Source organism: Gordonia liuliyuniae, from assembly GCF_021739025.1.
Classification (GTDB): Bacteria; Actinomycetota; Actinomycetes; order Mycobacteriales; family Mycobacteriaceae; genus Gordonia; species Gordonia liuliyuniae.
This window is the reverse complement of sequence record NZ_JAKKOT010000008.1, coordinates 211,476-235,987: the sequence shown is the minus strand read 5'-3', so window position 1 is coordinate 235,987 and position 24,512 is coordinate 211,476. Positions and strand designations below refer to the sequence as shown.

At 65.6% G+C, this 24,512-nt stretch carries 27 protein-coding genes and 2 pseudogenes; 8 read left to right on the top strand and 21 right to left on the bottom strand.

The annotated features are described in order from the left end of the window. Window positions 1–124: 124 nt before the first annotated feature. Window positions 125–1,154: pseudogene (locus tag L5G28_RS18430) on the bottom strand (IS3 family transposase); the annotation flags it as partial. 233 nt (window positions 1,155–1,387) lie between these two features. Here L5G28_RS18430 and L5G28_RS18425 point away from each other — a divergent pair. Beyond that, on the top strand, window positions 1,388–2,752 hold the full coding sequence (locus L5G28_RS18425; protein WP_237002788.1) for a hemolysin family protein: 1,365 nt from the start codon (window positions 1,388–1,390) through the stop codon (window positions 2,750–2,752). After that, complete coding sequence (locus L5G28_RS18420; RefSeq protein ID WP_237002787.1) at window positions 2,745–3,794, top strand: hemolysin family protein; 1,050 nt, start codon at window positions 2,745–2,747, stop codon at window positions 3,792–3,794. Before L5G28_RS18425 ends, L5G28_RS18420 begins: the two co-directional genes overlap by 8 nt. A 108-nt stretch (window positions 3,795–3,902) precedes the next feature. Here L5G28_RS18420 and L5G28_RS18415 read toward each other — a convergent pair whose 3' ends face one another. The 5 genes and pseudogenes from L5G28_RS18415 to L5G28_RS18405 all read right to left on the bottom strand — a co-directional run bounded on the left by L5G28_RS18415 (window position 3,903) and on the right by L5G28_RS18405 (window position 7,881). Beyond that, window positions 3,903–4,634 carry a YoaK family protein gene (locus tag L5G28_RS18415; protein ID WP_237002786.1) on the bottom strand — a complete coding sequence of 244 codons (732 nt, stop codon included), beginning with the start codon at window positions 4,632–4,634 and terminating at the stop codon, window positions 3,903–3,905. 246 nt (window positions 4,635–4,880) lie between these two features. Continuing rightward, entirely contained in the window at window positions 4,881–5,336 is a 456-nt protein-coding gene (locus L5G28_RS19540) for an integrase core domain-containing protein (RefSeq protein WP_372477255.1), read from the bottom strand. Between the two features lie 307 nt (window positions 5,337–5,643). Further along, window positions 5,644–5,859 (bottom strand): annotated as a pseudogene (locus L5G28_RS19535) (IS3 family transposase); the annotation flags it as partial. A 29-nt stretch (window positions 5,860–5,888) separates the two neighbouring features. After that, a complete protein-coding gene (locus L5G28_RS18410; RefSeq protein WP_237002785.1) occupies window positions 5,889–6,170 on the bottom strand; it encodes a transposase in 282 nt (93 codons plus the stop codon). A gap of 178 nt (window positions 6,171–6,348) precedes the next feature. Beyond that, a complete protein-coding gene (locus tag L5G28_RS18405) occupies window positions 6,349–7,881 on the bottom strand; it encodes a DHA2 family efflux MFS transporter permease subunit (protein ID WP_237002784.1) in 1,533 nt (510 codons plus the stop codon). Between the two features lie 100 nt (window positions 7,882–7,981). Here L5G28_RS18405 and L5G28_RS18400 point away from each other — a divergent pair, with 100 nt between their 5' ends. Next, a complete protein-coding gene (locus L5G28_RS18400; protein WP_237002783.1) occupies window positions 7,982–8,647 on the top strand; it encodes a TetR/AcrR family transcriptional regulator in 666 nt (221 codons plus the stop codon). Between the two features lie 76 nt (window positions 8,648–8,723). Here the strand turns inward: L5G28_RS18400 and mftD are convergent, their stop codons facing one another. The 4 genes from mftD to mftA all read right to left on the bottom strand — a co-directional run bounded on the left by mftD (window position 8,724) and on the right by mftA (window position 11,794). Beyond that, complete coding sequence (gene mftD / locus L5G28_RS18395; protein ID WP_237002782.1) at window positions 8,724–9,941, bottom strand: pre-mycofactocin synthase MftD; 1,218 nt, start codon at window positions 9,939–9,941, stop codon at window positions 8,724–8,726. Between the two features lie 118 nt (window positions 9,942–10,059). Further along, window positions 10,060–11,346: a mycofactocin radical SAM maturase gene (mftC, locus tag L5G28_RS18390; protein ID WP_372476916.1), complete on the bottom strand. Its 1,287-nt coding sequence runs from the start codon at window positions 11,344–11,346 to the stop codon at window positions 10,060–10,062. Continuing rightward, a complete protein-coding gene (gene mftB / locus L5G28_RS18385) occupies window positions 11,343–11,702 on the bottom strand; it encodes a mycofactocin biosynthesis chaperone MftB (RefSeq protein WP_236999020.1) in 360 nt (119 codons plus the stop codon). Before mftB ends, mftC begins: the two co-directional genes overlap by 4 nt. After that, window positions 11,702–11,794 carry a mycofactocin precursor MftA gene (gene mftA, locus L5G28_RS18380; protein WP_132992091.1) on the bottom strand — a complete coding sequence of 31 codons (93 nt, stop codon included), beginning with the start codon at window positions 11,792–11,794 and terminating at the stop codon, window positions 11,702–11,704. The genes mftB and mftA overlap by 1 nt, the downstream gene beginning before the upstream one ends. Window positions 11,795–11,935: 141 nt before the next feature. Here mftA and mftR point away from each other — a divergent pair, with 141 nt between their 5' ends. The 3 genes from mftR to L5G28_RS18365 all read left to right on the top strand — a co-directional run bounded on the left by mftR (window position 11,936) and on the right by L5G28_RS18365 (window position 14,274). Further along, window positions 11,936–12,580, top strand: coding sequence for a mycofactocin system transcriptional regulator MftR (mftR, locus tag L5G28_RS18375; RefSeq protein WP_237002781.1), 645 nt, complete (start codon window positions 11,936–11,938; stop codon window positions 12,578–12,580). A 121-nt stretch (window positions 12,581–12,701) separates the two neighbouring features. Continuing rightward, entirely contained in the window at window positions 12,702–13,760 is a 1,059-nt protein-coding gene (locus tag L5G28_RS18370) for a ferredoxin--NADP reductase (protein ID WP_236999018.1), read from the top strand. 115 nt (window positions 13,761–13,875) lie between these two features. Continuing rightward, window positions 13,876–14,274, top strand: coding sequence for a DoxX family protein (locus L5G28_RS18365; protein WP_237002780.1), 399 nt, complete (start codon window positions 13,876–13,878; stop codon window positions 14,272–14,274). A gap of 6 nt (window positions 14,275–14,280) precedes the next feature. Here L5G28_RS18365 and L5G28_RS18360 read toward each other — a convergent pair whose 3' ends face one another. The 10 genes from L5G28_RS18360 to L5G28_RS18315 form a co-directional block, all read right to left on the bottom strand. Then, window positions 14,281–15,006 (bottom strand): DNA alkylation repair protein, encoded by a 726-nt coding sequence (locus L5G28_RS18360; protein ID WP_237002779.1) that lies wholly within the window; start codon window positions 15,004–15,006, stop codon window positions 14,281–14,283. Beyond that, complete coding sequence (locus L5G28_RS18355; protein WP_237002778.1) at window positions 15,007–16,206, bottom strand: NAD(P)/FAD-dependent oxidoreductase; 1,200 nt, start codon at window positions 16,204–16,206, stop codon at window positions 15,007–15,009. It lies immediately after the preceding gene. A gap of 78 nt (window positions 16,207–16,284) precedes the next feature. Beyond that, window positions 16,285–16,767 (bottom strand): hypothetical protein, encoded by a 483-nt coding sequence (locus tag L5G28_RS18350; protein WP_237002777.1) that lies wholly within the window; start codon window positions 16,765–16,767, stop codon window positions 16,285–16,287. Further along, complete coding sequence (locus L5G28_RS18345; protein WP_236999013.1) at window positions 16,764–17,363, bottom strand: Rv1363c family protein; 600 nt, start codon at window positions 17,361–17,363, stop codon at window positions 16,764–16,766. The genes L5G28_RS18350 and L5G28_RS18345 overlap by 4 nt, the downstream gene beginning before the upstream one ends. Next, window positions 17,360–17,857 carry a hypothetical protein gene (locus L5G28_RS18340; RefSeq protein ID WP_237002776.1) on the bottom strand — a complete coding sequence of 166 codons (498 nt, stop codon included), beginning with the start codon at window positions 17,855–17,857 and terminating at the stop codon, window positions 17,360–17,362. The genes L5G28_RS18345 and L5G28_RS18340 overlap by 4 nt, the downstream gene beginning before the upstream one ends. After that, on the bottom strand, window positions 17,854–18,441 hold the full coding sequence (locus L5G28_RS18335; RefSeq protein ID WP_237002775.1) for an Rv1363c family protein: 588 nt from the start codon (window positions 18,439–18,441) through the stop codon (window positions 17,854–17,856). The genes L5G28_RS18340 and L5G28_RS18335 overlap by 4 nt, the downstream gene beginning before the upstream one ends. Before the next feature lie 10 nt (window positions 18,442–18,451). Then, window positions 18,452–19,327, bottom strand: coding sequence for an SDR family oxidoreductase (locus tag L5G28_RS18330; protein ID WP_237002774.1), 876 nt, complete (start codon window positions 19,325–19,327; stop codon window positions 18,452–18,454). A gap of 43 nt (window positions 19,328–19,370) precedes the next feature. Then, window positions 19,371–19,970: a TetR/AcrR family transcriptional regulator gene (locus L5G28_RS18325; protein WP_237002773.1), complete on the bottom strand. Its 600-nt coding sequence runs from the start codon at window positions 19,968–19,970 to the stop codon at window positions 19,371–19,373. Further along, window positions 19,967–21,307 (bottom strand): cytochrome P450, encoded by a 1,341-nt coding sequence (locus L5G28_RS18320; protein ID WP_237002772.1) that lies wholly within the window; start codon window positions 21,305–21,307, stop codon window positions 19,967–19,969. The genes L5G28_RS18325 and L5G28_RS18320 overlap by 4 nt, the downstream gene beginning before the upstream one ends. Window positions 21,308–21,411: 104 nt before the next feature. After that, window positions 21,412–22,356: an o-succinylbenzoate synthase gene (locus L5G28_RS18315; protein WP_237002800.1), complete on the bottom strand. Its 945-nt coding sequence runs from the start codon at window positions 22,354–22,356 to the stop codon at window positions 21,412–21,414. A gap of 211 nt (window positions 22,357–22,567) precedes the next feature. Between L5G28_RS18315 and L5G28_RS18310 the strand changes: the two genes are divergently transcribed. Both L5G28_RS18310 and L5G28_RS18305 read left to right on the top strand, forming a co-directional pair. Continuing rightward, window positions 22,568–23,488, top strand: a complete 921-nt coding sequence (locus tag L5G28_RS18310; protein ID WP_237002771.1) for an oxygenase MpaB family protein — start codon at window positions 22,568–22,570, stop codon at window positions 23,486–23,488. Between the two features lie 135 nt (window positions 23,489–23,623). Continuing rightward, window positions 23,624–24,031, top strand: coding sequence for a VOC family protein (locus tag L5G28_RS18305; RefSeq protein ID WP_236999005.1), 408 nt, complete (start codon window positions 23,624–23,626; stop codon window positions 24,029–24,031). Between the two features lies 1 nt (window position 24,032). Here L5G28_RS18305 and L5G28_RS18300 read toward each other — a convergent pair whose 3' ends face one another. Then, window positions 24,033–24,494, bottom strand: a complete 462-nt coding sequence (locus L5G28_RS18300; protein WP_237002770.1) for a flavodoxin family protein — start codon at window positions 24,492–24,494, stop codon at window positions 24,033–24,035. Between the last annotated feature and the right edge of the window lie 18 nt (window positions 24,495–24,512).

Genomic DNA, 24,512 nt, shown 5'->3' with positions numbered 1-24,512 from the left:
GTGCCCAGCCGGAGGGTCGACAGATCAACGCCAAGGCACCCTGCGGGCCAATCGTAGAGATGGGTCAGAACGCTCCGGCCGGGACTACCCCATCCTCGCGGGACCGGGTAGAAACAGGCTGACAGTCATACGAATCGCCAACCGACCCGATCGAGGGTGTCGCACCGATCTCTGCCAGGCGTTCGCCGTAGCGAATCGACGTGCATTGAGATCCCGCGTCGCTATGACACCTCAGGTCATCGTGTCGGGCACCGCGGGACCAGCGGGCCATCTCAATCGCGTCGAGGACCATCTCGGTACGCATATGCGACGCGACCCGCCAGCCCACGATCGTCCGCGAGAACGCGTCGATGATGAAGCACACGTAGGCAACGCCCGCCCAGGTGGGCACGAACGTCAGGTCGGTCACCCAGAGCCGGTTTGGGGCGGTCGCGGTGAATTCCCGCTGCACCAGGTCAGGGTGTCGCGCCGACGCTGGGTCCGACCTGGTGGTCTTCACTCGCTTCGAACGCCGTGCGCCCTCGATGCCGGCGGCACGCATCAATCGCGACGTCTGATCGCGGCCGATGACGATCCCCGCTCGACGCGCTGCCTTCCAGAGCTTGCGGACCCCGTAGACGCGGTAGTTGGCCTCCCAGAGTTCGACCAGCTGCGGGATCAGCTCCTCATCCCGCCGGGCACGGGCGGACGGAACGCGGGTCTTAGCGGCGTAGTAACTGCTCGGAGCCACCTGCAGCAGTCTGCAGATGAGCTCGACTCCGAGCCGGCGGCCATTGACCAGGTCGTCCTTGTTCGCGTCGATGAACGCGACTACCTCCGGTAGTGACGGTCGAGCTCCGCCCCGAAGAAAGACGCCGCCCACTTCAACACCTCGTTGGCCCGCCGCAACTCTCGGACCTCCTGCTCAAGTTCCTTCACACGCTGCGCCTCTGCCGCGCTCACGCCCGGAGTAACGCCATCGTCGATGTCGGCCTGCTTCACCCACATCCGCACGGACTCGACCCCGTAACCCAACTGCGTCGCGACGCGCTGCACCGTCCCTGCGTGACGCCGAGCTCCGCTCGCAGCGTCCTCACCATCCGCACCGCGGCGGCCTTCTCCTCGTCCGAGTAGCGACGCGTCGTCGGCTTCCCATTCGCCAGTTCCTTCGGCAAAACTCCATCCTCGTTTCCAAGGTCAGGAACCTCCAACAAACCCAGTGCGCTTCAGACCGCTGGGTGGTGGGGTTTTGCGATGTCGGATCGTAAAAGCGCGGGGCTGCCGTATTCTGGCGTTCGGTCCCGTTTTCGACAGCAAAGAGAGTCATGAGACGCGCTTCGCGCAAATCCCGAAGACCCCACCCGCCTTTCGCTGACCTACCGGTAGCCCGTATCCGGAGTGTCAGCAAGTGTTGACCGTTTTGAGTATCCTCGCCGGGGTCGCGGTCGTCGCGGTGATCACTGCGTTTACCGGATATTTTGTGGCTCAAGAGTTCGCGTATATGGCCGTGGATCGTTCTGATCTGGCAGCGCGCGCCGAAGCCGGGGACACCGGCGCTGCCCGAGCTCTCACAGTTACCCGCCGCACCTCATTCATGCTCTCAGGCGCTCAGCTGGGCATCACTGTGACCGGTCTGCTTGTCGGTTATGTCGCCGAGCCGTTGATTGGGCAGGGCGTCGGCGATCTGTTCGGCGATATCGGTGTCCCGACTGGTATCGGTGTCGCGTTCGGCGCGATACTGGCAGTGCTGCTGTCGACGGTGTTGCAAATGGTGTTCGGGGAGTTGTTTCCGAAGAACCTGGCGATCGCCCGTCCCGAGCCGGTTGCCCGGTGGTTGGCGCTGTCGACCACCGTGTACCTCAGGCTCTTTGGCTGGCTGATCTGGCTGTTCGACCAATCATCAAACCTGCTGCTGCGGGCACTGCGGATCGAACCAGTCCACGACGTCGAGCACTCGGCCACCCCCCGCGACCTCGAGCACATCGTGGCCGCGTCCCGTCAAACCGGAGAGCTACCACCGGAACTCTCGACGTTGCTCGATCGCATCCTCGACTTTCCCACCCGTAGCGCCGAACACGCGATGATCCCGCGGGCCCGCGTGGATGTCGTACACAGCGACGATTCTGTGGCCGACGTCGTTGCAAAGATGAGTTCAGGACACACTCGGTACCCAGTCATCGGAGACGATTCCGACGATCTGCTCGGTGTGATCCACCTGCACGATTTGCTCGCCGCCGACCGGACCGGCAACGCCGGGTCCCGGTGTCGGCCGCCGCTGATTGTCCCGTCGTCGCTGCCGCTTCGACACGTGGTGTCCGAACTCGATACCGCAGGCGAAGAGATGGCCTTGGTGATCGATGAGTACGGCGGGTTCGACGGCGTCGTCACCATCGAAGACATCGCCGAAGAACTGGTCGGCGAAATCGCCGACGAACACGACCACGACGCTGCGCTGCCTGCCGGATCTGCTGCCGAGGGCTGGCTACTTCCCGGGGATCTACATATCGACGAGGCCGAACGCACTCTGGCACGGCAGCTACCGGTCGGTGACTACGAAACCGTCGCCGGCATGGTCATCGCGGCCCTGGGCAAACTCCCGGCCGTCGGCGATAGCGCCGCGGTCGCGCTGGAGCCAGAACCGGCCGATCTCCTCGCCGACGACGTTCCACCAGAGCGCACCCTGACCCTCGAGGTACGCGAGATCGAAAACCACGTTCCCGCCTCCGTCTTTGTCTCCCTGCATGTTCAGCCGAAGGACAACGCCGATGGGTAACCCCTGGATCGTGGCCGCGCTGACTGTCGGGCTGATCGCGGCAAGCGCATTTTTCGTCGCAATCGAGTTTGCGCTCATCGCCGCCCGCCGCCACCGACTCGAAGACGCCGCACCTACCAGCCGCGCCGCCCGCGCGGCACTGCGCAGCGCCTCCGAACTCTCGGTACTGCTCGCCGGCTCTCAGCTGGGTATCACTGTGTGCACCTTGGCGCTGGGTGCGGTGACCAAACCTGCTGTACACCATTGGCTCACCCCAACATTTAGTGATTGGGGGGCTCCGATGTGGGCCGCCGATGTCGCCGGTTTCGTCCTGGCCCTGCTCATCGTCACTTTCTTACACCTGGTCGTCGGCGAGATGGCGCCCAAATCATGGGCGATCGCACATCCCGAAAAGTCCGCGACTGTGCTGGCATTACCGATGCGCGGGTTCATGTGGGCCACCCGCCCCTTGCTCGTCATCCTCAACCAGGCCGCCAACTGGTGCCTACGCAAAGTAGGTGTCGAGCCCGTCGACGAAGTCGCCGCAGGCCAGAACTCAGCTGCCCTGCGGCATCTGGTGGAACACTCGGCCACTGTCGGCACCCTCGATGAGCGCTACCGCGGACAACTGGCCAGCGCCTTAGAACTCGAAGCACTCACCATCAGGGATCTGGTTCGCACCAGCTCGGCACCTGCCCGCGTCGGGTCGGGGGCTTCGCCCGCCGACATTGAAGCCACGGCCGACCGAACCGGTCACCTGCGCCTGCTGGTCCGCGACAGCGATACCGCGCCTGTGGAAGGCATCATCCACGTCCGCGACAGCTTGCAAGCTGGCCCCACTGTTACCGCTCGCGACCTGCAGCGGCCCGCATTGACGATCAAGGGCACCACCCCCGCCTACGAAGCTTTGCAAGCGATGCGAAAGACCCGCAATCACCTGGCCATCATCACCGACGCCGATACAGCCGCCATCATCGGGCTGGTCACCATCACCGACGTCCTCAAGCGCCTGCTGCCCGCGGACGGTGCTGCTACCGAACAGCCTCGCCCCTCAAGCAAATGAAATCACCAGTGCGTACGCCCCCCAAGGAACGGCACCAAAATGGAGAAGGCATAAGGGCTCTTTGGATCTAAGAGTGTATTTGACGGCGGGCTAATATATTTGCGAGGTTCAGCCGAGGATGGCTCTACGGTCGGAATGCAGGAAAGTCACTATGGTCGTTATCCCACATAGAATTCCCGCAGCCAAGATCACCTGGGGGCCGGGAAACATCGACGCTACTACGCCGCCGACGGCGGCACCACCGACAAAGCCTGTGTAAAGCAGCGCATAACCAAGCCAGTCATAAACGGTTCCCCCTCCGCTCGCATGGCGTTCGATACCCTGCCCCAGCTTGACCAGCGTGCCCGTGACATAAGACAGTGGGACCGATACTTCACCGTTCTTGATGAAGGACGTGTTCAACGCGCCGATCGAGAACGTGATGAGGATGATCGGAACGAACCGCACTTCCTCCTCAGTGACACCGTCGTAGATGAAGTCGATCGCGGCCGCAAGCAGCAGTCCTGCGGTCGTGAGCACTGTCGGTCCGTGCGGGTGGTTACGCCAGAACCGCCGCCGACAGAACGACGCTGCCGCAACGCCTGCGACGAACGCAATCAGCAGGGTGATCGCGGCGACCGCGCCAGCACCGGCGATCTGCTGCTCCGACGAGACGGTAAACCACTCCAGAACACCTCGTTCGGTGTTGCCGGTCATGAAGGTGACGAAGTAGCCCGCGCTGTGCAAGAACGCTACCGCACCGACCATGCCCGCGACGCCTGCAAGTAGCCACGATAAACGTGCGTCGCTCCCCACAGCGGCGTCACGGCTCACGACAGGACCTCGGGCATTAGAAGTCATACACCCACGAATACAGTGCGACCAACCATTTCGCCGCTCTAGCCCTCTACATCACTCCACGTTAGATTGGTGATGGCAACCACAACGCGACGATCATGGCAGGTCGGGCCTCGTCTCGAGGTGACGTATTGACGAAAGCGTCTCTCGTGTATGACTGAATCGCCCAGGGGCCTCGTCGTAGCGAACGATCCCGGCCACGCGGACAGGCCGTACACGACAACCGAATGGGCATACGGCGTGTGACCGTTAGGTCCGGCAATCGTACGAGACAAGGAGATCCCACGATGGTGGCAACTGCCGATGAGTTCCGCAAGTGCCCGAGTTGTAAGAGGTTTGGCCTGATCCGTGCATATCGCAAGACCTGCGGCTGTGACGACCAGCCGCAGAAGGAAAAGACCTACCCCAAACGGAACTGGCAGGCCCCCGATATCCGGCCCAGGTGGTTCTAGAGCCAGTTCTTACTTGTCGTTGATCAGTTGATCTCGCACGCGACGGGGTGGTGTCGGCGTGTGCACCGGGAACCCGCGCTTCGAGCAGGGTGGGCCAGCAGTTGCGGTTGAGACATTCGTCCCGGAGTCGGTTGTTGAACGACTCGATGAATCCGTTGTTCCACGGCGTACCTGGCGGAATGTAGGAGATACCGACCGTCCCTGCGCAGAAGTACCGCAGGGCCTCGGAGATGAACTCGGGGCCGCTGTCCATGCGCAGCACCAGCGGCAGGCCACCCCAGATCGCGAACGTCTTCTTCAGCTCGGCGATCAGCCCCCCCGGCGGTGATCGAGCAGTCCACGATGTTCAGCAACGACTGGCGCGTGTGCTCGTCGACCATCGAAGCGATCTTGATCTTCGCGCCGTCGACGGTGGAATCGAACTGAAAGTCCAACGCCCACACCACCTTCGGTGCGTCGGCGACGACGACCGGCACTGAGGACCGACCGGCCCGCTTACGCCGCGGAGCGCGCCGGACCTGCAGGCCTTCCTCCTTCCACAACCGATGCACCTTCTTCTTGTTGACTTCCATACCGTCGTCGAACCGCAGGTGCGCCCACGCCCGCCGGAACCCGTGCCGGGGATTCCTGCCAGCGTAGGAGCGCAGCTGCCCACGCAAGCGAGCGTCCGGGTCTGCCGGGGTCTGCGCCTGCGGCAACCTCCGGTACGCCGAGCGGGAAAGCCCAACAACCTTGCACGCTGTGCGCTCGAACAGACCCTTCACGTCTGTGAGCATCGCGATGGCAGCGCGTTTGGCCGTTGGGCTCAGAATTTTCCCTTCGCGATCTCCCGCAGTGCGTCCTTCTCCAGCTCGGCGTCGGCGAGCAACCGCTTAAGCCGACCGTTCTGTTCGCGGAGCTCTTTGAGTTCCTTCGCCGCGTCGCCGTCCATGCCGCCGTACTGGCGACGCCAGTTGTACAGCGTGGCCGCGGACACATCCAAGTCCGCGGCGATCTCCTCGCCGGTCTTTCCTTCGGCGGCCAGCTCGTCGGCCCTGCGCAGCTTGCGCACGATGTCCTCCGCCGAGTGACGCTTACGTCCTGCCATGACCCTCATTATCCTTTCTCAGCCCCCACCAGGGCTCTCAGCCCCCACCAGGGCAATCAGGACTCTAGAACACCATGGACCACTTCACGGGGGACACGCCAGCGCCACACGCGTGCGGCCCGTCCTCCGATGGAGAACGGGCCGCACACTCGAGCCGTGTCCGTCAATCTGAACGGAGTCAGTGCGCCATCGACACCGCGCCCTCCGGGGTGTCTGGCAGCCTGCCGCTGCGCATCACGACCCCGGCCAGGACTCCGCCGACAGCGAAGATCGCGGCAGCCCACCAGAATGCGGTGGTGTAGCTGTTCACTGCAGCGTCTGCGGCCAGCTGAGCCGGCGCCATGCTCGCATGGTCAGCGGTGAAGGCCGTCGCAGCACTCGCTGCGATCGTCGAAAGGAGCGCGGTTCCGACCGACCCGCCGACCTGCTGCATGGTGTTGACGGTCGCGGACGCGACGCCCGCGTCATCGGAGGAGACCCCGGAGACGGCGCCCTGCATCGCCGGAGCCATCGACAGACCGAGCCCGAATCCGATGACGAGCAAGCCCGGCAACACATCCGCCGTGTACGCCGATGTCGAGGTCAGCTGAGCCAGCCACACCATTCCCCCAGCAGCGATCATCATGCCGGCCGCGGCCATCCAGCGCGGACCGAACCGCGGCAGCATGACTGCTGTGGCGAGCGTCGACACGACGATCAGGACGCCGATCATCGGAAGGAACGCGAGACCGGTCTTGATGGGTGTGAACTCCAGGTTCTGCTGCAGGTAGTAGGTCAGGAACAAGAAGATGCCGAACATCCCGATGCCCGCGATGAACACCACGAGGTACGAACCGCCGCGAGTCCGATCGAGGATCACGCGCAGCGGGAGCAGCGCGTGCGAGACACGGCTCTGCAACCAGATGAACACAGCGAGGACTGCGGCGCCGACAACGAGCCAGGCGATCGTCGCCCAGTCACTCCAGCCCGCGGTCTCCGCATTGGCGAAGCCGTAGACGACGGCGAACAGGCCGATCGTCACGGTCAGCACTCCGGGCAGGTCGAGTTTCGGCCTGTGCTCGGATCGCGTGTCGTCGAGGAAGATCACTGCGCCGACCATGGCGATCGCCGCGATCGCCAGGTTCACGTACAGGCACCAGCGCCAGTCCGCCCATTCGGTGAGCATTCCACCGAGCAGCAGGCCGAGCGCGCCGCCGCCGCCCGCGATCGCGCCGAAGATGCCGAAGGCCCGACCGCGTTCGGACGAGTCGGTGAACGTAGTGGTCAGCAGGGCCAGTGCGGCGGGCGCCAACAGAGCACCGAAGACGCCCTGACCGGCACGGGCGATGACCAGCATCTCGAAGCTGACGGCCGCGCCACCGATGGCCGACGTCACAGCGAAGCCGGCCAACCCGATGATCAACGACCGCTTGCGCCCCCAGAGGTCGGTGAGTCGACCACCCAGGAGAAGCAGACTCCCGAACGCCAGTGCGTAGGCCGTGATAATCCACTGACGACTCGAGTTATCGAAGCCGAGATCGGCCTGCGCGTGCGGCAGCGCGATGTTCACGATCGTCGCGTCGAGCACGACCATGAGTTGGGCGAGGGCCAGCACACCGAGGATGGCCCAGCGCAGCCGGTGCGCCCGGGTCGGGGCAGGCGTGCCGTCGCCGCTCCGCGCTCCGCCGCCCCCGACGAGCTCGGGTTCGAGCTCGGAAGTGAAAGTGCTCATGAAGTTCTCCATCGAATCTACAATCGGAGGCAATCCCTCCGCTTACGTTTCGACGGTACCACTAATCGGAGGGATCACCTCCACTTGATAGAGTGTGAACATGAGCACAGGAGAGCAGACCTCAGCGTCGCGCCCCCTCCGAGCCGACGCTGCACGAAACCGCGCCCGCATCATCGCGGCGGCGAGCGAACTGTTCGCCGAACGTGGTCTCGACGTGACGCTCGACGACGTCGCAGCACGCGCGGGCGTCGGCGTCGGCACGGTGTACCGACGATTCGCCAACCGCGACGAATTGATCGTCGGCGTCTTCACCGACCACCTGGACAACGTGGGAGCGCGCATCCGAATCGCGGCCGCCGACACAGACCCGTGGGAGTCGGTCGTCGTACTCATCACCACGATCGGTGAACTACTGGCGTCCGACCGCGGCCTCGCCACCATCCTGATGGCCGTCGACCACTCCGATCCAACACTCGTCGCAGGCAAGAAGGTCGTGGAGACCCTGGTGACCGAGATCTTGGAACGTGCCAAGGACGCGCACGCCATCCGCGCCGAGATCGAGCCGACCGACATGTTCGGAATCGTCTGCATGCTGGCTGCGATCGGCGACGCGACACAAGGTGTCGACGGCGCGTGGCGACGTTTCGCCGAGATCATCCTGGCCGGCCTCCGAGCCGACGGCCGCCCCGTACCGCTGACGACACCCGCACTCACCGATGCTCAGCTCCAGCACATCGACGAGTGCAAGCTCGACCACAGACGCTGAGAATGCCCACGGCAGCACGAAGCCCCGGCGTGCCGAGAGCATCGACGGCCGGGGCCTGCGTACACCGAACTGTCGGCTATGCGCCGAAGATTCGTTCGAACCCTTCCGGGATGATGAGGTCGTCGCGCGTGAGGTCGGCGACGTCGTTCTTGCCGATGCCCATGAGCGTCGAGTCGAGGCCCATCCGCATCAGATCGAGAACGTTTTCGACTCCGGCCTGCCCATTGGCGGCCAGACCCCACAGGTAGGCGCGGCCAATCATGACAGCCTTCGCGCCGAGCGCTAGGGCCTTGGCGACATCACTTCCGCGTCGGATGCCACCGTCGAGTAGGACGTCGAGATCGTTACCGAGCTCGTCGGCGATCGGCCCGAGGACGCGAATCGTGGCCGGGGTGCCGTCGAGGTTGTTGCCGCCGTGGTTCGACACCGAGATCGCCGTCGCTCCGATGTCACGCGCACGCTTGGCATCGTCCATGCGGGTGATGCCCTTGACCATGAACTCGCCGTCCCACTGCTCGCGCAGCCACTGCAGGTCCTCCCAGGTGGGCGGCGGGGTATTCATCCACTGGCCGTACACGTCGAAGAACGTCGGGCCCGTTTGGTCCGGGTGCGCGATGTTCGGCGCGGTCAGGTCGGGGATGAGGAGCTTGCCGTCGCGGAACCAGCTCAACGCGTACTTCGGCTTGGTGATCATCTCCGGGGCCAGCTTCGCGACCGCGGCGAGATCGACCTTCTCCGGGATCTCCGGACTGCCCCAGTCGCGTCCGACGTTGAACACCCAGTCGGTGGTGACGATCAGCCCTTTGCAGCCGGCGTCCTTCGCACGCTGCGCTCGAGCCAGAATGTCCTCTCGGCTGCCGAGCCAGTAGATCTGAAAGAACGTCTTGTCGTTGACGGCGGTGACCTCTTCGACCGGCTTCGACGCGAAACTCGACAAGCCCATGGCCGTACCGCGGTTGGCGGCGGCCCGAGCGACCGCGACCTCGCCGTCGGGGTCAACGGCCTGCACACCGGTCGGCGAGATCATCACGGGGAACGGGAGCTCCTGCCCCATCACCGTCGTCGCCAGATTCCGTTCCGGCGTGGTGCCGATGACGTGCGGGGCGAACCCGAGTTCAGTGAACGCATCCATGTTGTCGTTGACGGTGATACCGGCTTGGGTACCTGCCACCAGCGACGAGTACACGGTCTTCGGAAGCCGCTTACGGGCACGCTTCTGTGCCTCGCCGACGGTCTCGAACCACGGGTTACGACGCCACGGATTCTTCTCAGCGAGTTCGGATATCTTGGACATGAGTGAATTTCTTTCGTTATCGAAGTGATGAGCGAGCGTGCGGCATCGATCGGGCGAAGTCGCCGATATCTCGACTCCGCTCGATCCGTCGGGGTGCTCGATCAGCAGAAGGGTCTGCTCAGCAGCAGTTGGTGGACGAGCAGCCACTCGCGGCGGTCGGCGCGAAGCCGGCCAGCGGATTCTCGTCGCAGTCGCGGGACGGCGGACGGGTCATCAGTGTGAGCGGAACTCCACGCGAGTGATCCTTGTTGGCGGTCGGCTTGCTCCGGTCGCCTGCGAGGAGTTCTTCGCCGAAGCCCTGCACACACTCGGGGTCTGGGCCGGCGAGCGGCAGACCGGTGAAGAACTTGGCTGCCATGCAACCGCCGCGGCAGGCGTCGAAGTGCTGACACTTGGTGCACGCGCCTGCGTTCTGCGGTTCACGGAGTTCGGTGAACAGGTCGCTGCGCTGCCAGATCTCCTGGAAGCCGCCCTCAGTGGTGGTGATGTTGCCCGCGAGGAAGTTCTCGTGGATCGCGAACGGACACGCGTACACGTCACCGATCGGATCGATCAGGCACACCACACGACCGGCCCCGCACAGGTTGAGGCCGGGCAGACCGCTCCCGCCCGACTCCGAGAATGCGGCCAGATGAAAGAACGAGTCGCCGGTCAGCACATTGTCGCCGTGCGCGACGAGCCAGTCGTAGAGTTCGCGCTGCTGCTCGGGAAGCGGATGCAGATCGTCCCACACGTCGGCGCCGCGGCCGGACGGACGCAGGCGGGTGATGCGCAGCGTCGCACCGTACTTGTCGGCGAGAGCTTTGAATTCGTCCAGCTGGGAGACATTCTCCCGCGTCATGACGACGCTGATCTTGGCGTCGGCGAAGCCTGCGTTCGACAGGTTCTCGAGTGCGCGCACCGCCATGTCGAACGACCCCGGGCCGCGGACCGCGTCATTGACCTCGGCGGTCGCACCGTCCAACGAGATCTGCACGTCGACGTAGTCCGAGGCGGCGAGCCGGTCGGCGACGTCCGGCGTGATCCGGAGGCCATTGGTCGAGAACTTGACGCCCACCTGGTGATCCGTCGCGTAGTCGACGAGTTCCCAGAAGTCCGGGCGGACCGTCGGTTCGCCACCGCCGATGTTCACGTAGAAGACCTGCATGCGCTGCAGCTCGTCGATGATCGCCTTGCACTGCTCGGTGCTCAGCTCACGCGGGTCTCGCTTGCCCGAACTCGACAGGCAGTGCACACACGACAAGTTGCACGCGTACGTGAGCTCCCAGGTCAGGCAGATGGGTGCGTCGAGCCCCTTCTCGAACTGGTCGACGAGGCGCCCGACCTTCGGCGGCGAAGTCGGCTGAGGTTCGAGGCCTAGCGGCGGGGTCATCGACGGCATGACCGGGGATTCGACGGTGGTCACGAGTTCACTCCTGGGTCGGCGGGGATGATCATGCCCGACTCACAGAGCGCGGTCAGCGCTTGTACGTACAGCGGGCGAGTGTCGTCGGTGACACCTGAGGCGGCGAGCGCATCGTCAGCACTGGAATGCTCGGCGAGGTCGCGGACGATACCGACGACGGTCAGGTTCTTGAGGAACGACAGCTTGCGTGTTCCGAAGTGGTAGAGCAGCGCACCGAACGGTTCCGGACGCAACGCCACTTTGGGGTTGAGCGTCCAGGCGGCTGCCGGGTCGAAGGCGGGTTGGACGGGCGGGTGCGGCTCGCCTCCGGCGACCGCAGAGCGGTCGCCGGAGGCGATGGTCGTTGCAGTCGTCATCAGTAGACGCCGCACATCCCGTCGATGGACACTTCCTCCACCAGCGACTCCGCGACGAGCTCGTCGTGAGTCTGGGCTGCCTGTTCGGCCATGTGAACCAACCTCCTGAGGTAGATACTTGTGGTTCACAACACACCGTAATGGCACCGAGTGCATAATTGCTAGTGTTTCCCGAGAATTCGTCACGCGTAGCATCTCGACCAGCGACAACAGATGTGAGAAAGGAGCCGCGAGTGACCGCATCGCGCACCGGGCCGCTCGGTGGACGACCCGCAGCTACCACTCGCGGACGTCTCAGCGCGGTGGCCATCGAGTTATTCACGACACAGGGGTTCGACGAGACGAGCGTCGACGACATCGCCGCCGCGGCCGGAATCGCCCGTCGCACACTGTTCCGCTATTACCCGTCGAAGAACTCGCTCGCGTGGGGCGAGTTCGACGAGCACCTTCGCGGCCTGCACAGCCTCCTCGCCGAGACCCCGGACGACGTCCAGCTCGGCGAGAGCCTCACACGCGCACTCGTTCAGTTCAACGAGGTCCCGGAGGAGATGATCGAGCAGCACCGGAGTCGTATGGCGCTACTGCTGGGAGTCCCGGCACTGCAGGCGCATTCGATGATCATGTACGCCGACTGGCGGCAGGTGATCGCCGAGCACTCCGCCGCCCGCCTCGGCCTACAAGCCGGCGACCACCTCCCCCAGACCATCGCCTGGATGACGCTCGGCACCGCGCTCGCCGCCTACGATCAATGGCTGCTCGACCCAGCCTCCGACCTGACCGAACTCCTGCAGGCCGGCGGACGAACCCTGGTCGACGGCGTGGGTTCACTGGCCGGCCCACTGACCGCGAGCGAGCCGCACACCCGCCGCTCCCCCTGACCGGAACAGGGCCTCTGCCGGAACAGCACCTATGACAGAATCTCAAGCGCTGATATCCTAATCTAGAACACGTTCTAGTTCCGGCTCCGCGTCGGATGTCCTCGCACCAGAGAGCGCACGAATGACCGACCTGACCCCGCACAGCACGCGCAGCGCGATCCTCACCGTCTCCGAGGTGATCGACGAGACCGCCGATGCGCGCAGCATCGTCTTCGACATCCCGGACACCCACACCGACAAGTTCGTCGACTATCTGCCCGGCCAGTTCTTGACGCTCCGCATCCCGAGCGACCAGACCGGCTCAGTGGCGCGCTGCTACTCGCTGTCCTCAGCCGTCAGACACGACAGCCTGCCGAAGGTGACGGTCAAGCGGACACCGGACGGGTACGGCTCCAACTGGATCTGCGACCACCTCGCAGCAGGCGTCCAGATCGAGGCGCTCCCGCCGTCGGGCGTGTTCACGCCGTCCAACATCCATGCACCCATGCTGCTCATTGCCGCGGGTTCGGGCGTCACACCGGTGATGTCGATCTTGAAGACCGCAATCGCCGACGGCACCGGTCCGGTCACATTCTTCTACGCGAACCGCAGCGAGAACGACGTCATCTTCGCCGCGGAACTGCGTGACCTCCAGGACCGCCATCCCGGCCGCCTCACGGTGGTTCACTGGATCGAGACGATTCAGGGCCTGCCCACGGAGAAAAAGCTGGCCACCGTGTTCGCCCCCATGGCGCGTACGCATACCGCGTACGTCTGCGGTCCTGGCCCGTTCATGGACGCGGTGCACGCTGGCCTGCACAAGGCGAAGTTCGACCACCACAACGTGCACACCGAGATCTACAACTCCCTGGCCGGCGACCCGTTCGAGGACGTCGAACTCGGCGAGGTGAGCGAGGAGGAGGCCGCGGCCGCCGCCGAGGTGGAGGTGGAACTCGACGGTGAGACGCACCAGATGTCGTGGCCACGATCGCGGACCCTCGTCGACATCATGCTCGACGCGGGACTCGACGCCCCGTACTCGTGCAAAGAGGGCGAGTGCGGTTCGTGCGCGTGCACGCTCGTCGAGGGGACCGTCGACATGGAGGTCACCGGAGCCCTCGATCCTGACGACATCGAGGACGGCTACATCCTCGGCTGCCAGGCGCGTCCGACGTCGGACAAGCTGCGCATCGAATTCTGATTTCCGCGTAGTGCGCGCAGCCGTCGACTTCGATCATCATCGGCGCGCCGAACGGCAGGTCGACCCGCACCTGCGGGGGCATCACCGCATTCGACACCCGGTTAGACTCGACCCCATGCTTCATGATCGTCTGGCGCGCATCCTGTCCGGCATTCTCCTGGTTCCCGGCGTCCTTCATTTCGTCGCACCGAAGGCGTTCGACTCGATCGTTCCCGAGGAGATACCCGGCTCGAAGCGGTTCTGGACGTACGCGTCGGGTGTCGCCGAGGTCAGCATCGGCGCCGCCGTCGTCGTTCCTCGAACGCGCCGCACCGCGGCCGGGCTCGCCGCAGCCCTGTTCGTCGCAGTGTTCCCGGCGAACGTCAACATGATCCGGCTCTGGGTAGACAAGAGCCCGCTCCTCAAGTCGATCGCGTGGGCGCGGCTGCCCCTGCAGATCCCGATGATCGTCCTGGCGCTGCTCGTCCGACGCGGCGCACCCGAGCGGGAGACGGAACGAACTCCCAGCGAGTGACCCAGTTCAACGCATCGCGCGGTACCGCGACCGTTCGTCGGACGTCAGATGTTCGGCTGCGTACGACAGCGCAGTGCGACCCATCCGTGCCGCCTGCGCGTCGAGGAAGTCGGTGAGGACGGCGCGATCGACGCGCTTCCCGGTTTCCCGCAGCATCCATCCGAACGCCTTCTGAATCAGGTCGCGGCGGTCGTCGATGACAGACGGCGCGACCGCGAGGATCGCGTCGGATCGCCCGGCCCGAATGAACGCGAAGGCGCCGATGATCCCCACTCTGCGCTCCCACAGATCGTCCGACGACGCCCAGTCGAGCAGTTCGGAGTAGTCGTCGGCGTCGACGAGGAACGCGCCCAGGATCGGCTCGGCCGAGCAGTCGACGAGATCCCAGTTGTCGACGTGGCCCGACCGCACAGCGTCGCGGTAGACGTTGACCCAGTGGGCGCGATCGGATCCGCGAGCGGCGAAGTTGACGCCCAACGTCAACAATGCGAGTTGTCTGGCCTCGTGCAGCGGATTCGACACGAGTTCGGCGAGCACATCGCCGGGCAGCCCCCGCAGTCTGCGCGCGAGCTTCCGTAGCTCCGGCACACGGATGCCGACGAACTCGTCGCCCTCGGCGTACTCGCCGGGCCCCGTCTTGAAGAAGCGGCGCGCGCCTGCGGCACGGACCGGATCACCGAGTTCGACGAGTACAGCGAGGATGTCAGCGGCCGAAGCCGTGTCGTCGAGCATTCACTGATCCAACAGCGCCGACACGGGCGTCGGCGTCTGCAGGTACTGCCGCGTCTTCATCAGCTTCCCGACCCGGCCCGCACCGATCACACCGGTGAGAACACCGTCGCGACTGTAGTACGCCAGGAACTTGCGTCCGTCGTCGTCGACGACGTGCACCTCGTCGTCGGGGTGCGGCGACCCGAGCATCTGGATCTTGAGGCCGAACTGATCGCTCCAGAAGTACGGGACGCTCTGATGGGTGATCGCGTGGCCGAGCAGTTCGGCTGCGACGAGAGCGGCGTGGTCGACGACATGATTCCAGTGCTCGACACGGTGATGATCACCGTGTGCGTCGGCCCAGTTCGCGGCGTCGCCGAGGGCATAGACGTCGGGCACACTCGTCCGTCCGACACCGTTGCATGCGATTCCGCCGCCCGAGGACCGGGGCGCGAGTTCGATGCCGGATCCATCTAGATAACCCAGTTCGGGGTACCCGCCGATGCCCACGACTACGACGTCGGCGTCCACTCGCGACCCATCCGAGAGCACTACCGCCGATGCCGCTCCGTCCTCGACGACGATCTCATCCACACCGATACCCGTGCGGAGGTCGACGTCGGCCTCGACGTGCAGCCGCGTCACCATCTGTCCCATCCGCGCACCGATCGCCACGGCCAGAGGCGTCGGCGTGGGCTCGATGAGGGTGACCGGAACATCGTGTTCACGCAGGCTGGCCGCTACCTCGCAGCCGATGAACCCGGCGCCGATCACCGCGGCGTGCTTCGCCGTCCCGGCCGCTTCCCGCAACGCGAGCGCGTCTTCGATCGTGCGGATCACGTGCACGCCGGACACGTCGTCGGCGAGGCCGGGGAATCGGCGCGCGACGAGGCCGGTCGCCAGCACGAGCGTCCCGTAGGCGACGTCGCTGCGCTGCCCGCCGCACTCGACGGTCACGGTGTGCGCGTCAGGGTTCACTGCGACGACACGTGTCCCGGTCCGCAGATCGATGTCCTGCTCGGTGTAGAACTCGGCGGGTTTGAGGTCCACGCGCTCGCTGTGCCCGGTCACGACACTCTTGGACAGCGGCGGACGATCGTACGGCGGATGCGTCTCCTGCCCGAGCAGCACGATGCCGCCCGTGTGTCCACCGTTGCGCAGGTTCTCGGCGAGGCGCACGCCGCCCAGCCCTGCGCCAACGATCACAATGGGGTCATTCACAGGTGTGTCCTTAGGGTCTCGATACTCGAGGCTCGCTTCACACCGCACCGGTCCGCGCAGCCGACCGGTGATCGCCGATCACTGCGGAGACACCGGGGTGAGCCGAGCCAACAACCAATGACCTTCGACTCTAGTCATCCACGCCCACCGCGCAATACCCACGTGCGATGGATCCGTATGCGCGCCAACGGCGACGGTCTGCTGGGCGAACACCAGGACCCGGGCCGACCGGTCGGCGTGCTCGACGGTCGCGGCGTCGGTGACGTCGACGGTCATCGTCGCCTCGGACGCGACCGCCGACGGGAAGACGACGTCCGGTCCGCGCAGTGCGTAGTCGGCGGCGAGCACACCGGTCAGCGAATCCTCGGCTCGGCCGCGCTCGTCCGCCGTGTCGTCCGGTGCGAACGTCATCAGCTTCCCGACCGCTGCCGCCGCCGCTTCCGCAGGCGCGATATCCGGGCCTGCGGGCTCGCGGTGCGCGTTCGCCGCCAGGAGGCCGAAGACCACGGCAACGATCAGCGTGCACGCGCCCACCACTGTCCAGAGCGCACGGCGCGTCACGAGAGCACCTCCGTGTCGGAGACGAGCCAGCTGTCGTCGCCGGGTGTCATCCGCACCCGGACGGTCACTCTGGTGTCTCCTGACGTGTCGCCGACCAGGCTCGGGTCCGTGGTCTGCGCGACGACCAGGACGTTGACCGAGTCGTCGGACGCCGATTCGACTCCCGCGGACACCACGCGACCGTCTGGTCGGACCTCGAGCCCACTCACGTACCCGACGAGGGCGTCGCGCCCGGAGTCGAACCGTTGGCGCTGTTCGCCGGTGCTGTCCCCGCTGATCGCGTCGACGTATCCCGACGCGTCGGCCGGGTCGGGCGTCAGCATCGTCGTGACGGCCGACGTCGCATCGGCGACGGCGGCATCGGTGGCAGCTGCATCGGCGTTCAGGTCGTCGGCTGAGAAGAACCCCCACAGTCCGACGCCGAGCGCGACGACCGCGACCACGACCGCGGCCACCGCCGCCAGCCGGAGCGCGGCGCGCAGGCGACGGGCCCGCGCGCGCAGCTCGGGGGCCGCCGCGATCCGGGCGAGACGTTCCGCGCGGACGGCGTCGTCGTACTGTTCACGGGCTTTCCGTACCCGCGTCGGCTCGGTCATTTCAACTCGTCCATTCCTGTGACCATCCATCGGCCGTCGACGCATCGCAGACTCGTCTGCACGGTGCGGTTCGCCGTCTGCGGCGGTTTACCGCGCGGGGTCACCGTCACGCGTGCGACGACGATCGCGGTAGCCGTGTCTGCGTCGACGTCGACGGTCGCCGCATGCTGCGGCTCCCACTCGACGGAGACGACGCCAGCTGCCGGGCCGCCCGCCAAGGCGGACGCCAGTGACGTCGACATGGGTTCGGCGAGGTACGTCGTCGCCTTCTGCCGATCCTGCCGCCAGGTCTTCTCCGACACCGAGAAGACGGCCGCGACGGCGTCGGCGGCCTGCTCGGACACTGTGTCACGGGCGGCGGCCGCGGCCCGCGCGTCCGAGCGGTGATCCAACCCGACGACGCCCACGGCGAACGCACCCACCAGTACGACGAATGCGACGACCACGCCGATCAACGTGATCCGGGTGACCGGCCGTTCGAGTCGACTCCTCACCCGAGCACCTCCACCGCGGCGATCTTCAGTTCTCCGTCCTCAGGCGTCATCAACACGCGCATGCGGAACGCCGCAGGCGCTTCGTCCTGGCCAGTCGACGTCGCCACCCGCACGCTCGCGGCCACGAGCATCAACGCGGAGTCTCCTTCCCGTCGTGCGAGCCCGACCCCGTCCACCGAGCCGACACCGCTCGTCCTCGCGGATGCCACGAACTGGGTGTACGCGTCGGCCGACTGTGCGAACGAATCATGGAACGCGCCGGTCGCCCCCGACAAGATGCGTTCGGCGCGTCCCTGGTCGTCGCTGTCCGCCTCCACGAGGAGGCGAACACGGTCGGTGGTCGCGGATACGTATTCAGCGTCCGAATAGTGATGCGGCGCAACCAGGTACTGCCACACCGCGACACCTGCCAGCACGACGGAGAGGACGGCGAACACGATCGGCAGAGAACGACGACGGCCCCGAGTCGGCTCACCTGACGACGGGGGTCGCTGCTCGGCCAGGACGGTGTCGAGCTCGCCCCGACGAGTCCGACGTTCGACGCGGGCGGCACGCAAGGCTGCGAGATGGCGGTCGGACGGCATGCGAGCAACACTAATCGGAACGACCCACCTGACCGATCCGCTTGCTGTAGTCGGCGCGCGCCGACTGATCGGCGTGCAGGAAGATCGTGTCCGTCTTGGCGAACTTCGCCAGTCGACGTTTCAACCCGATCGGCGTCATCGGCATCATGTCGACCCAGCGGAGCGAGGCGGGTGCCATCGCGCGCGTCCGCCGCGTGGCGATCGTCGTCAAGACTTCGCGGCCGACGACGTCGGTGTCGACGGTCTTGACGAACGCGTTGGTCTTGAGACCCGTGACGAGCCCGGTCTTGGTGAACGACGGGAGGACCGCCGAGACGCTGACGCCGTGCGGCGCGAGCTCGAAGTCGAGGGTCTCGGAGAATTCGATGACCCCGGACTTCGCACCGTTGTACACCGACAGTCCGGGCGCGGCGAGACGGCCGGCGACGGATGCGATGTTGACGACCTGGCCGCCACCGCGCGTAACCATCCTGCGTGCGGCTGCGCGGGTACCGAGGATCACGCCGAGGAAGTCGATCTCGATGGTGCTGCGGATCAGCGCCTCATCGTAGTCGAGGAACGAACCGACGGGCATGATCCCGGCGTTGTTGACGAGGACGTCGATCGGCCCGACTCGCTCTTCGACGACGTCGAGGAATCTCTCGAACGACGCGGCGTCGGTGACGTCGAGTTCGGCGCCTTCCACACCGAGGTCGGCGGCCGCTTTTCCGACGGCGTCACCGTCGATGTCGCCGAGTGCGACCCGGCCGCCCGCGGCGAGCACCTGTTCAGCGATCTCGAATCCGATACCGCGCGCGCCACCGGTGATGGCGACGACCTTGCCGGAGACGCCTGCGCGTGTCTGCGCCAGACGGTGTTCGGACGAGAACCGATCGAGAATAGACATGGAGTTCCTTGTCGAGCAGGCGGGGTGGTCAGCAGTGCGAGGGTCAGTAGATCATCGGCGCGAGGTAGGTGGCCGCGAGGTGCGCCGCGTACTCGACAGTCTGTTTCTCGGGTTCCGTGTTGGGGACTTCGAGGAACGAGATGACCAGGCGCACATGCAGTTCGACGGCTTGCAGCAGATCGTCGTCGGGCATCTCGGCGCCGGCCCGGCGCAGCGTCCCACCGACCCTGGCGGTCACCATCTCGATGAACAGACCGCTCATGGTAGCCGCGGTGATGGTACGCAGTTCGACGTCTTCGAGCACCATGCGACGCAACAGCGGATCGGTGTGAACCATCTCGGCGCCCGCGGTGAACGCCGCGACGACGGCCTCGGACGGGCCGAGGCCTGCGGTGGCGTCCTCGAGCCGGGCCAGGCCCTGCTCGAAGGCGTCGTTGGCGACAGCCAACAGCAGGCTGTCCTTGTTCGGGAATCGCCGGTACAGCGTCGAACGGCTGACCCCTGCCGCCTTCGCGACCTCGTCTATGTTGGCGCGGCGTGCGCCGACCGTCGAGAACTCGTTCGCGGCAGCGGCCAGGATCGCCGCCTCCTGCGCGGACGGCGATGACGTGACCCTGGCCTTCCGTGAGGTCCCGGCCGTCATGAGCGGCGCCGGACCTGCACGGGCAGCTTGTCCTTCGGAACTGGCAGTGCGCTGTAATCCATCGGCATCTCGTAGCCCGCGGGCACCGTCCACTCGTAGTTGCGCAGCAGGTGGTGCATGATCGTCTTGATCTCCATCTGGCCGAAGTACAGGCCGATGCACTTGTGGACGCCGCCGCCGAACGGCATCCACGCCATCCGGTGCGCCTTGTCCTCAGCACGGTCGGCCGAGAACCGCTCGGGGTCGAACATGTTCGGGTGGGAGTAGATCTCGGGATCGCGGTGATTCGACATCTGTGGCACGACGACCATCGTGTCCTTCGGGATGAAGAAGCCCTGCACCTGGGTGTCCTTGATTGCCATCCGCGGCTGGGCGGGGACTGGCGGGCACAGTCGTAGCGACTCGCGCATCACGAGGTCGATGACGTCCATCGAGCCGAGGTCGTCGTACGTGAGGCTCTCGCCGAACTCGAACGCCTGCTCGCGCGCACGCTGCTGCCATTCGGGATGTGTGGCCATGTGGTAGGCCATCTGCGTCATGGTGATGGTCGACGTGTCGTGCGCCGCCATGAGAACGAAGATCATGTGGTTGACGACGTCTTCGTCGGTGAATGTGTGCCCGTCGTCGCTCTCCGCGTGGCAGAGCACCGAGAAGAGGTCGGGTGTGGCCGTCGCACGCTTGTCCGCGATGTGCTCGTGGAAGAATTCTTCGAGGATCTTGCGACCGCGCAGACCCTTCCACCACCGGCCGCCGGGCACCGGTTTGCGCACGAAGGCGACGCCTGCACGGACGGTGTCGATGAAGGCCTTGTTGATGCGGTCGGCTTCGGCCTTGGGCAGTTCGAGGCCGAGGAACACTTCGAGGGCGACGTCCAGGGTGATCTGCTTGAGCTCGGTGAACATCCGGACGTCACCGGTCGGGAACCGCTGCATGCGGTCGGCGATCATCGGTTGCATCTCGTCCATGTAGCCCTTGAGGACCTTCGGTGTGAACGCGGCTTGCAGGATGTGGCGGTGGTGGCGGTGCTCGTCGAAGTCCAGGAGCATGACGCCGCGATTGAAGAACGGGCCGATGAAGTAGCTCCAGGCCGGCGCGTTGGCGAACGCCTTCTCTTTGTTCATCAGGATCTCGCTGGCCGCCGCCGGGCCTGCCGCAGTCACCATTCGGACACCGAGTGCGTTGAGGCCCATGACGTTCCCGTAGCGCACCAACTTCTCGTCGGCGAACTTGAACGGGTCCCGCCGCATGCTCAGCACTTCGAGGACGCCGTTGCGATCGCTCATCGGAATCGGCCGCAGTTCGCTGCCGGCCTCCGGCCTCGCGAGGATGTCGGTCATCGCTTCTCTCCCAACCTTCGTGCGACGCCCACAGTGACATCGCCCATACTCATTGGAACAGATTTGTCGATTTGTTTCTAGTCCCGATCTCCTCTCGCCGATCCTCACCCGCCAACGAGCAGCGAGTGGCACCGACGCAGCCGGTCATGCCACCACTGAGTGCGCTCGGCCGAGGCGAGCGGCAGGTCGTTCGCCGGGACGACGCTGCGGAACTCGACTCGACCGTCGACGACGGCGAACGGGGCGGCCACGTCGCGACCGAACATCGCACCGGTCCCCAACCCGCACGCGCGGTGCAGTCCCGGCAGCGCCGCCGCGGCGGCGACCCCCGCGGACATGCCGACCGCCGTGTCGAGGGCGCTGGAGACGACGACGTCCATCGGCAGCCGAGCCGCGACCTTGAGTAACGCCCGCATTCCGCCGAGCGGTGCGACCTTGAGCACCGCGATGTCGGCCGCGTCGGCCCGTGCGACCCGCATCGGATCGGTCGAGCGACGGATCGACTCGTCGGCGGCTATCGGGACCGTCACGGCTCGACGAACCTGGGCCAACTCGTCGACGGTGCGGCAGGGCTGCTCGACGTATTCGACGTCGCCGATCGCGGCGATCGCTTCGATCGCCTCCTCGACGCCCCACGCGCCGTTCGCGTCGATCCGCACCGTCGGAACGAGTTCGCGTGCCGCCGCGACCCGGTCGACGTCGTCGGCCAACGACTGTCCGGGCTCGGCGACCTTCACCTTCACGGTCCGCACACCCGGGTATCGACCGATGATCTCGGCGACGTCGTCGGCAGGCACCGCGGGGACCGTGGCGTTGACGTCGACGACGTCGCGCACCGGATCGGGCGTGCCGAGATAGGCGGCCTCAATCCCTGCGGCGAGCCACACGCGCGACTCGGCGTCGTCGTACTCAGCGAACGGCGCGAACTCGCCCCACCCCGCCGGACCGGAGAAGATCATCGCCTCACGGACGGTGATGCCGCGGAACGCGGTGCGCATCGGCAATGCGACCACACGCGAGGCCGCGATCAGATCGTCGGCGGTCGGCATCGCAGGCGGCGGCGCGTCCTTCGGCTTGAGGCGGAACGTCGCCTTCGCGTCTCGCCGGTCGTCGGACGTACCGAACGGCGACTGTTTGTTCTTTCCTGACGGCTGCGAGAAGACCATGCCGCCAGGGTAGTTCGTCATGGCTCGACCCGAGACAGCGTCGAGTTTGGCACAAAGTTTTCATTTTGTTCCAAAGTCAGGTTACGCTGTCGCCATGACCTCAACTACGGATTTCGACGAGCACGTCCGCGAGGCGGAACCCGCCGTCGTCGACGACGTCGACGTCGATTCGCTCGACCTGCGACTCGGTGCCGACTCGTTGGTGTGGAAGTTTTACGGCGACAGCCGAGGACTCCTCGGGTTCCAACGACTGGCAGGCACCGAGAACTGCATCGAACAGCTCGCGCAAGGCGTAGAAGACCACTCGATCATCTTCAGCGACTTCCTCGGCCGCGCGAAGCGCTCCGGCCCACCGATCATGCGCACGGTGTACTCCGACAACCCCCACCAGTGGGGCCACCGGGTCCGCGACTTCCACCGCGGCATCAAAGGCACCATCAGCGACGGCTCGCGGTACCACGGGCTCAACCCCGAACTGTTCTACTGGGCGCACGCGACGTTCGTCGACCAGGTCCTGTACATCACCGACACGTTCATTCGCAGACTCACCTACGCCGAGAAGGTGCAGATATTCGAAGAGAGCAAGGTCTGGTACCAGCTGTACGGCGTCTCGGCCCGCAGCCAACCGCAGACGTACGAGGAGTTCTGTGAGTACTGGGACTCGATGCTCGACCGCTTCGTCCCGACGCGGACCATTACGTACGCGACCGGTTATCTCCGAAAGGGCGTCCCCGGGCCGAAATGGATGCCGAAGCCGGTGTGGCGGATCGCGTCCGCACCGCTGAACAGCGCCCTCCACGTCGTGATCGTCGGAACCCTGCCGCAACAGATGCGCGACGTCTGCGAGTTGGAGTGGAGCGACCGCGACCAGCGCAACTTCGACCGTTTCGCGGCGTTCATGCGCAAGATCAACCCGCTGATCAACAAGCTGCCAGTCAAGGCGCTCTACGTCCCGTGGGCCCACGAGGCGTGGGAGCGGACCGGCATAGATCCGCGCAAGCTCCACAACACGTAGACGCGGCCACAGTCGACGGCGCCGTACGCGTCGACGCACGCCTCTTGTGCCGCCGCACGGCTGCGTGAACACTGAATGTGCGGACACCGGGATCGGCGACCACCGGCCGATCAGACCTCACAGGGAGAAGAGTCCATGGCGCACCTCAATCCGTACATCTCATTCAGGAACAACGCCCGCGATGCGATGGAGTTCTATCACGAGGTCCTCGGCGGAGAACTCGTCGTCAGCACTTTCGAAGACTTCCCCGACATGGTCCCCGACCCCAGCGAACGCACCCTGGTGATGCACGCACAACTCACCACCGACGACGACCTCGTCCTGATGGCCTCCGACACCCCCAGCGTCATGCCGTACACCGCTCCGACCGGGATCTCGGTGTCGTTGTCCGGCTCCGACGTCGACGAGTTGCGGCGCGCCTGGGCCGGACTGACCGACGGAGCGACGGTGACGATGCCGTTCGACCAGGCGCCATGGGGCGCCTACTTCGGCATGTTCACGGACCGTTTCGGCATCGCCTGGATGATCGCGAGCGATGGATAGATCAGGACTCGCGGACGCGCCGCGCGAACGCTTGCGCGGCGGCCAGGTCGTTCGTCGTCGGCGCCCCCTTGTTGACCCCGCCGATCAGGGCGAGCGGCCCCATCGTGTCGAGGCCGCGACAGGCGAACACATCGTCGGCGACAGTGAAGCCGCGGCCAGCGAGTGACGCCACCAGGGCTCGGCTGTATCGACGAAGCGGCGTCTCGGGAAGCCCGCTCGTGGAGAAGACGAAGGCGCGGCCGCGGCCACGCGCATCGAGCCGCTCGATGCGACGTCGCAGTTCGGGAGCGAACGACATCCAGTAGATTCCCGAACCCCACCCGATCAGATCAGCGGCGTCGATCTCGGCGTCGTACACCTCGTCGGGCGTGACGACCCGGGCGTCGAGCGTCTCCGCCATCGCCTCCGCGATCCGACGAGTGTTTCCATGCGACTTCGACGCGACGACGATCAGAGAGTTCATTCCTCGATCGTCACACGA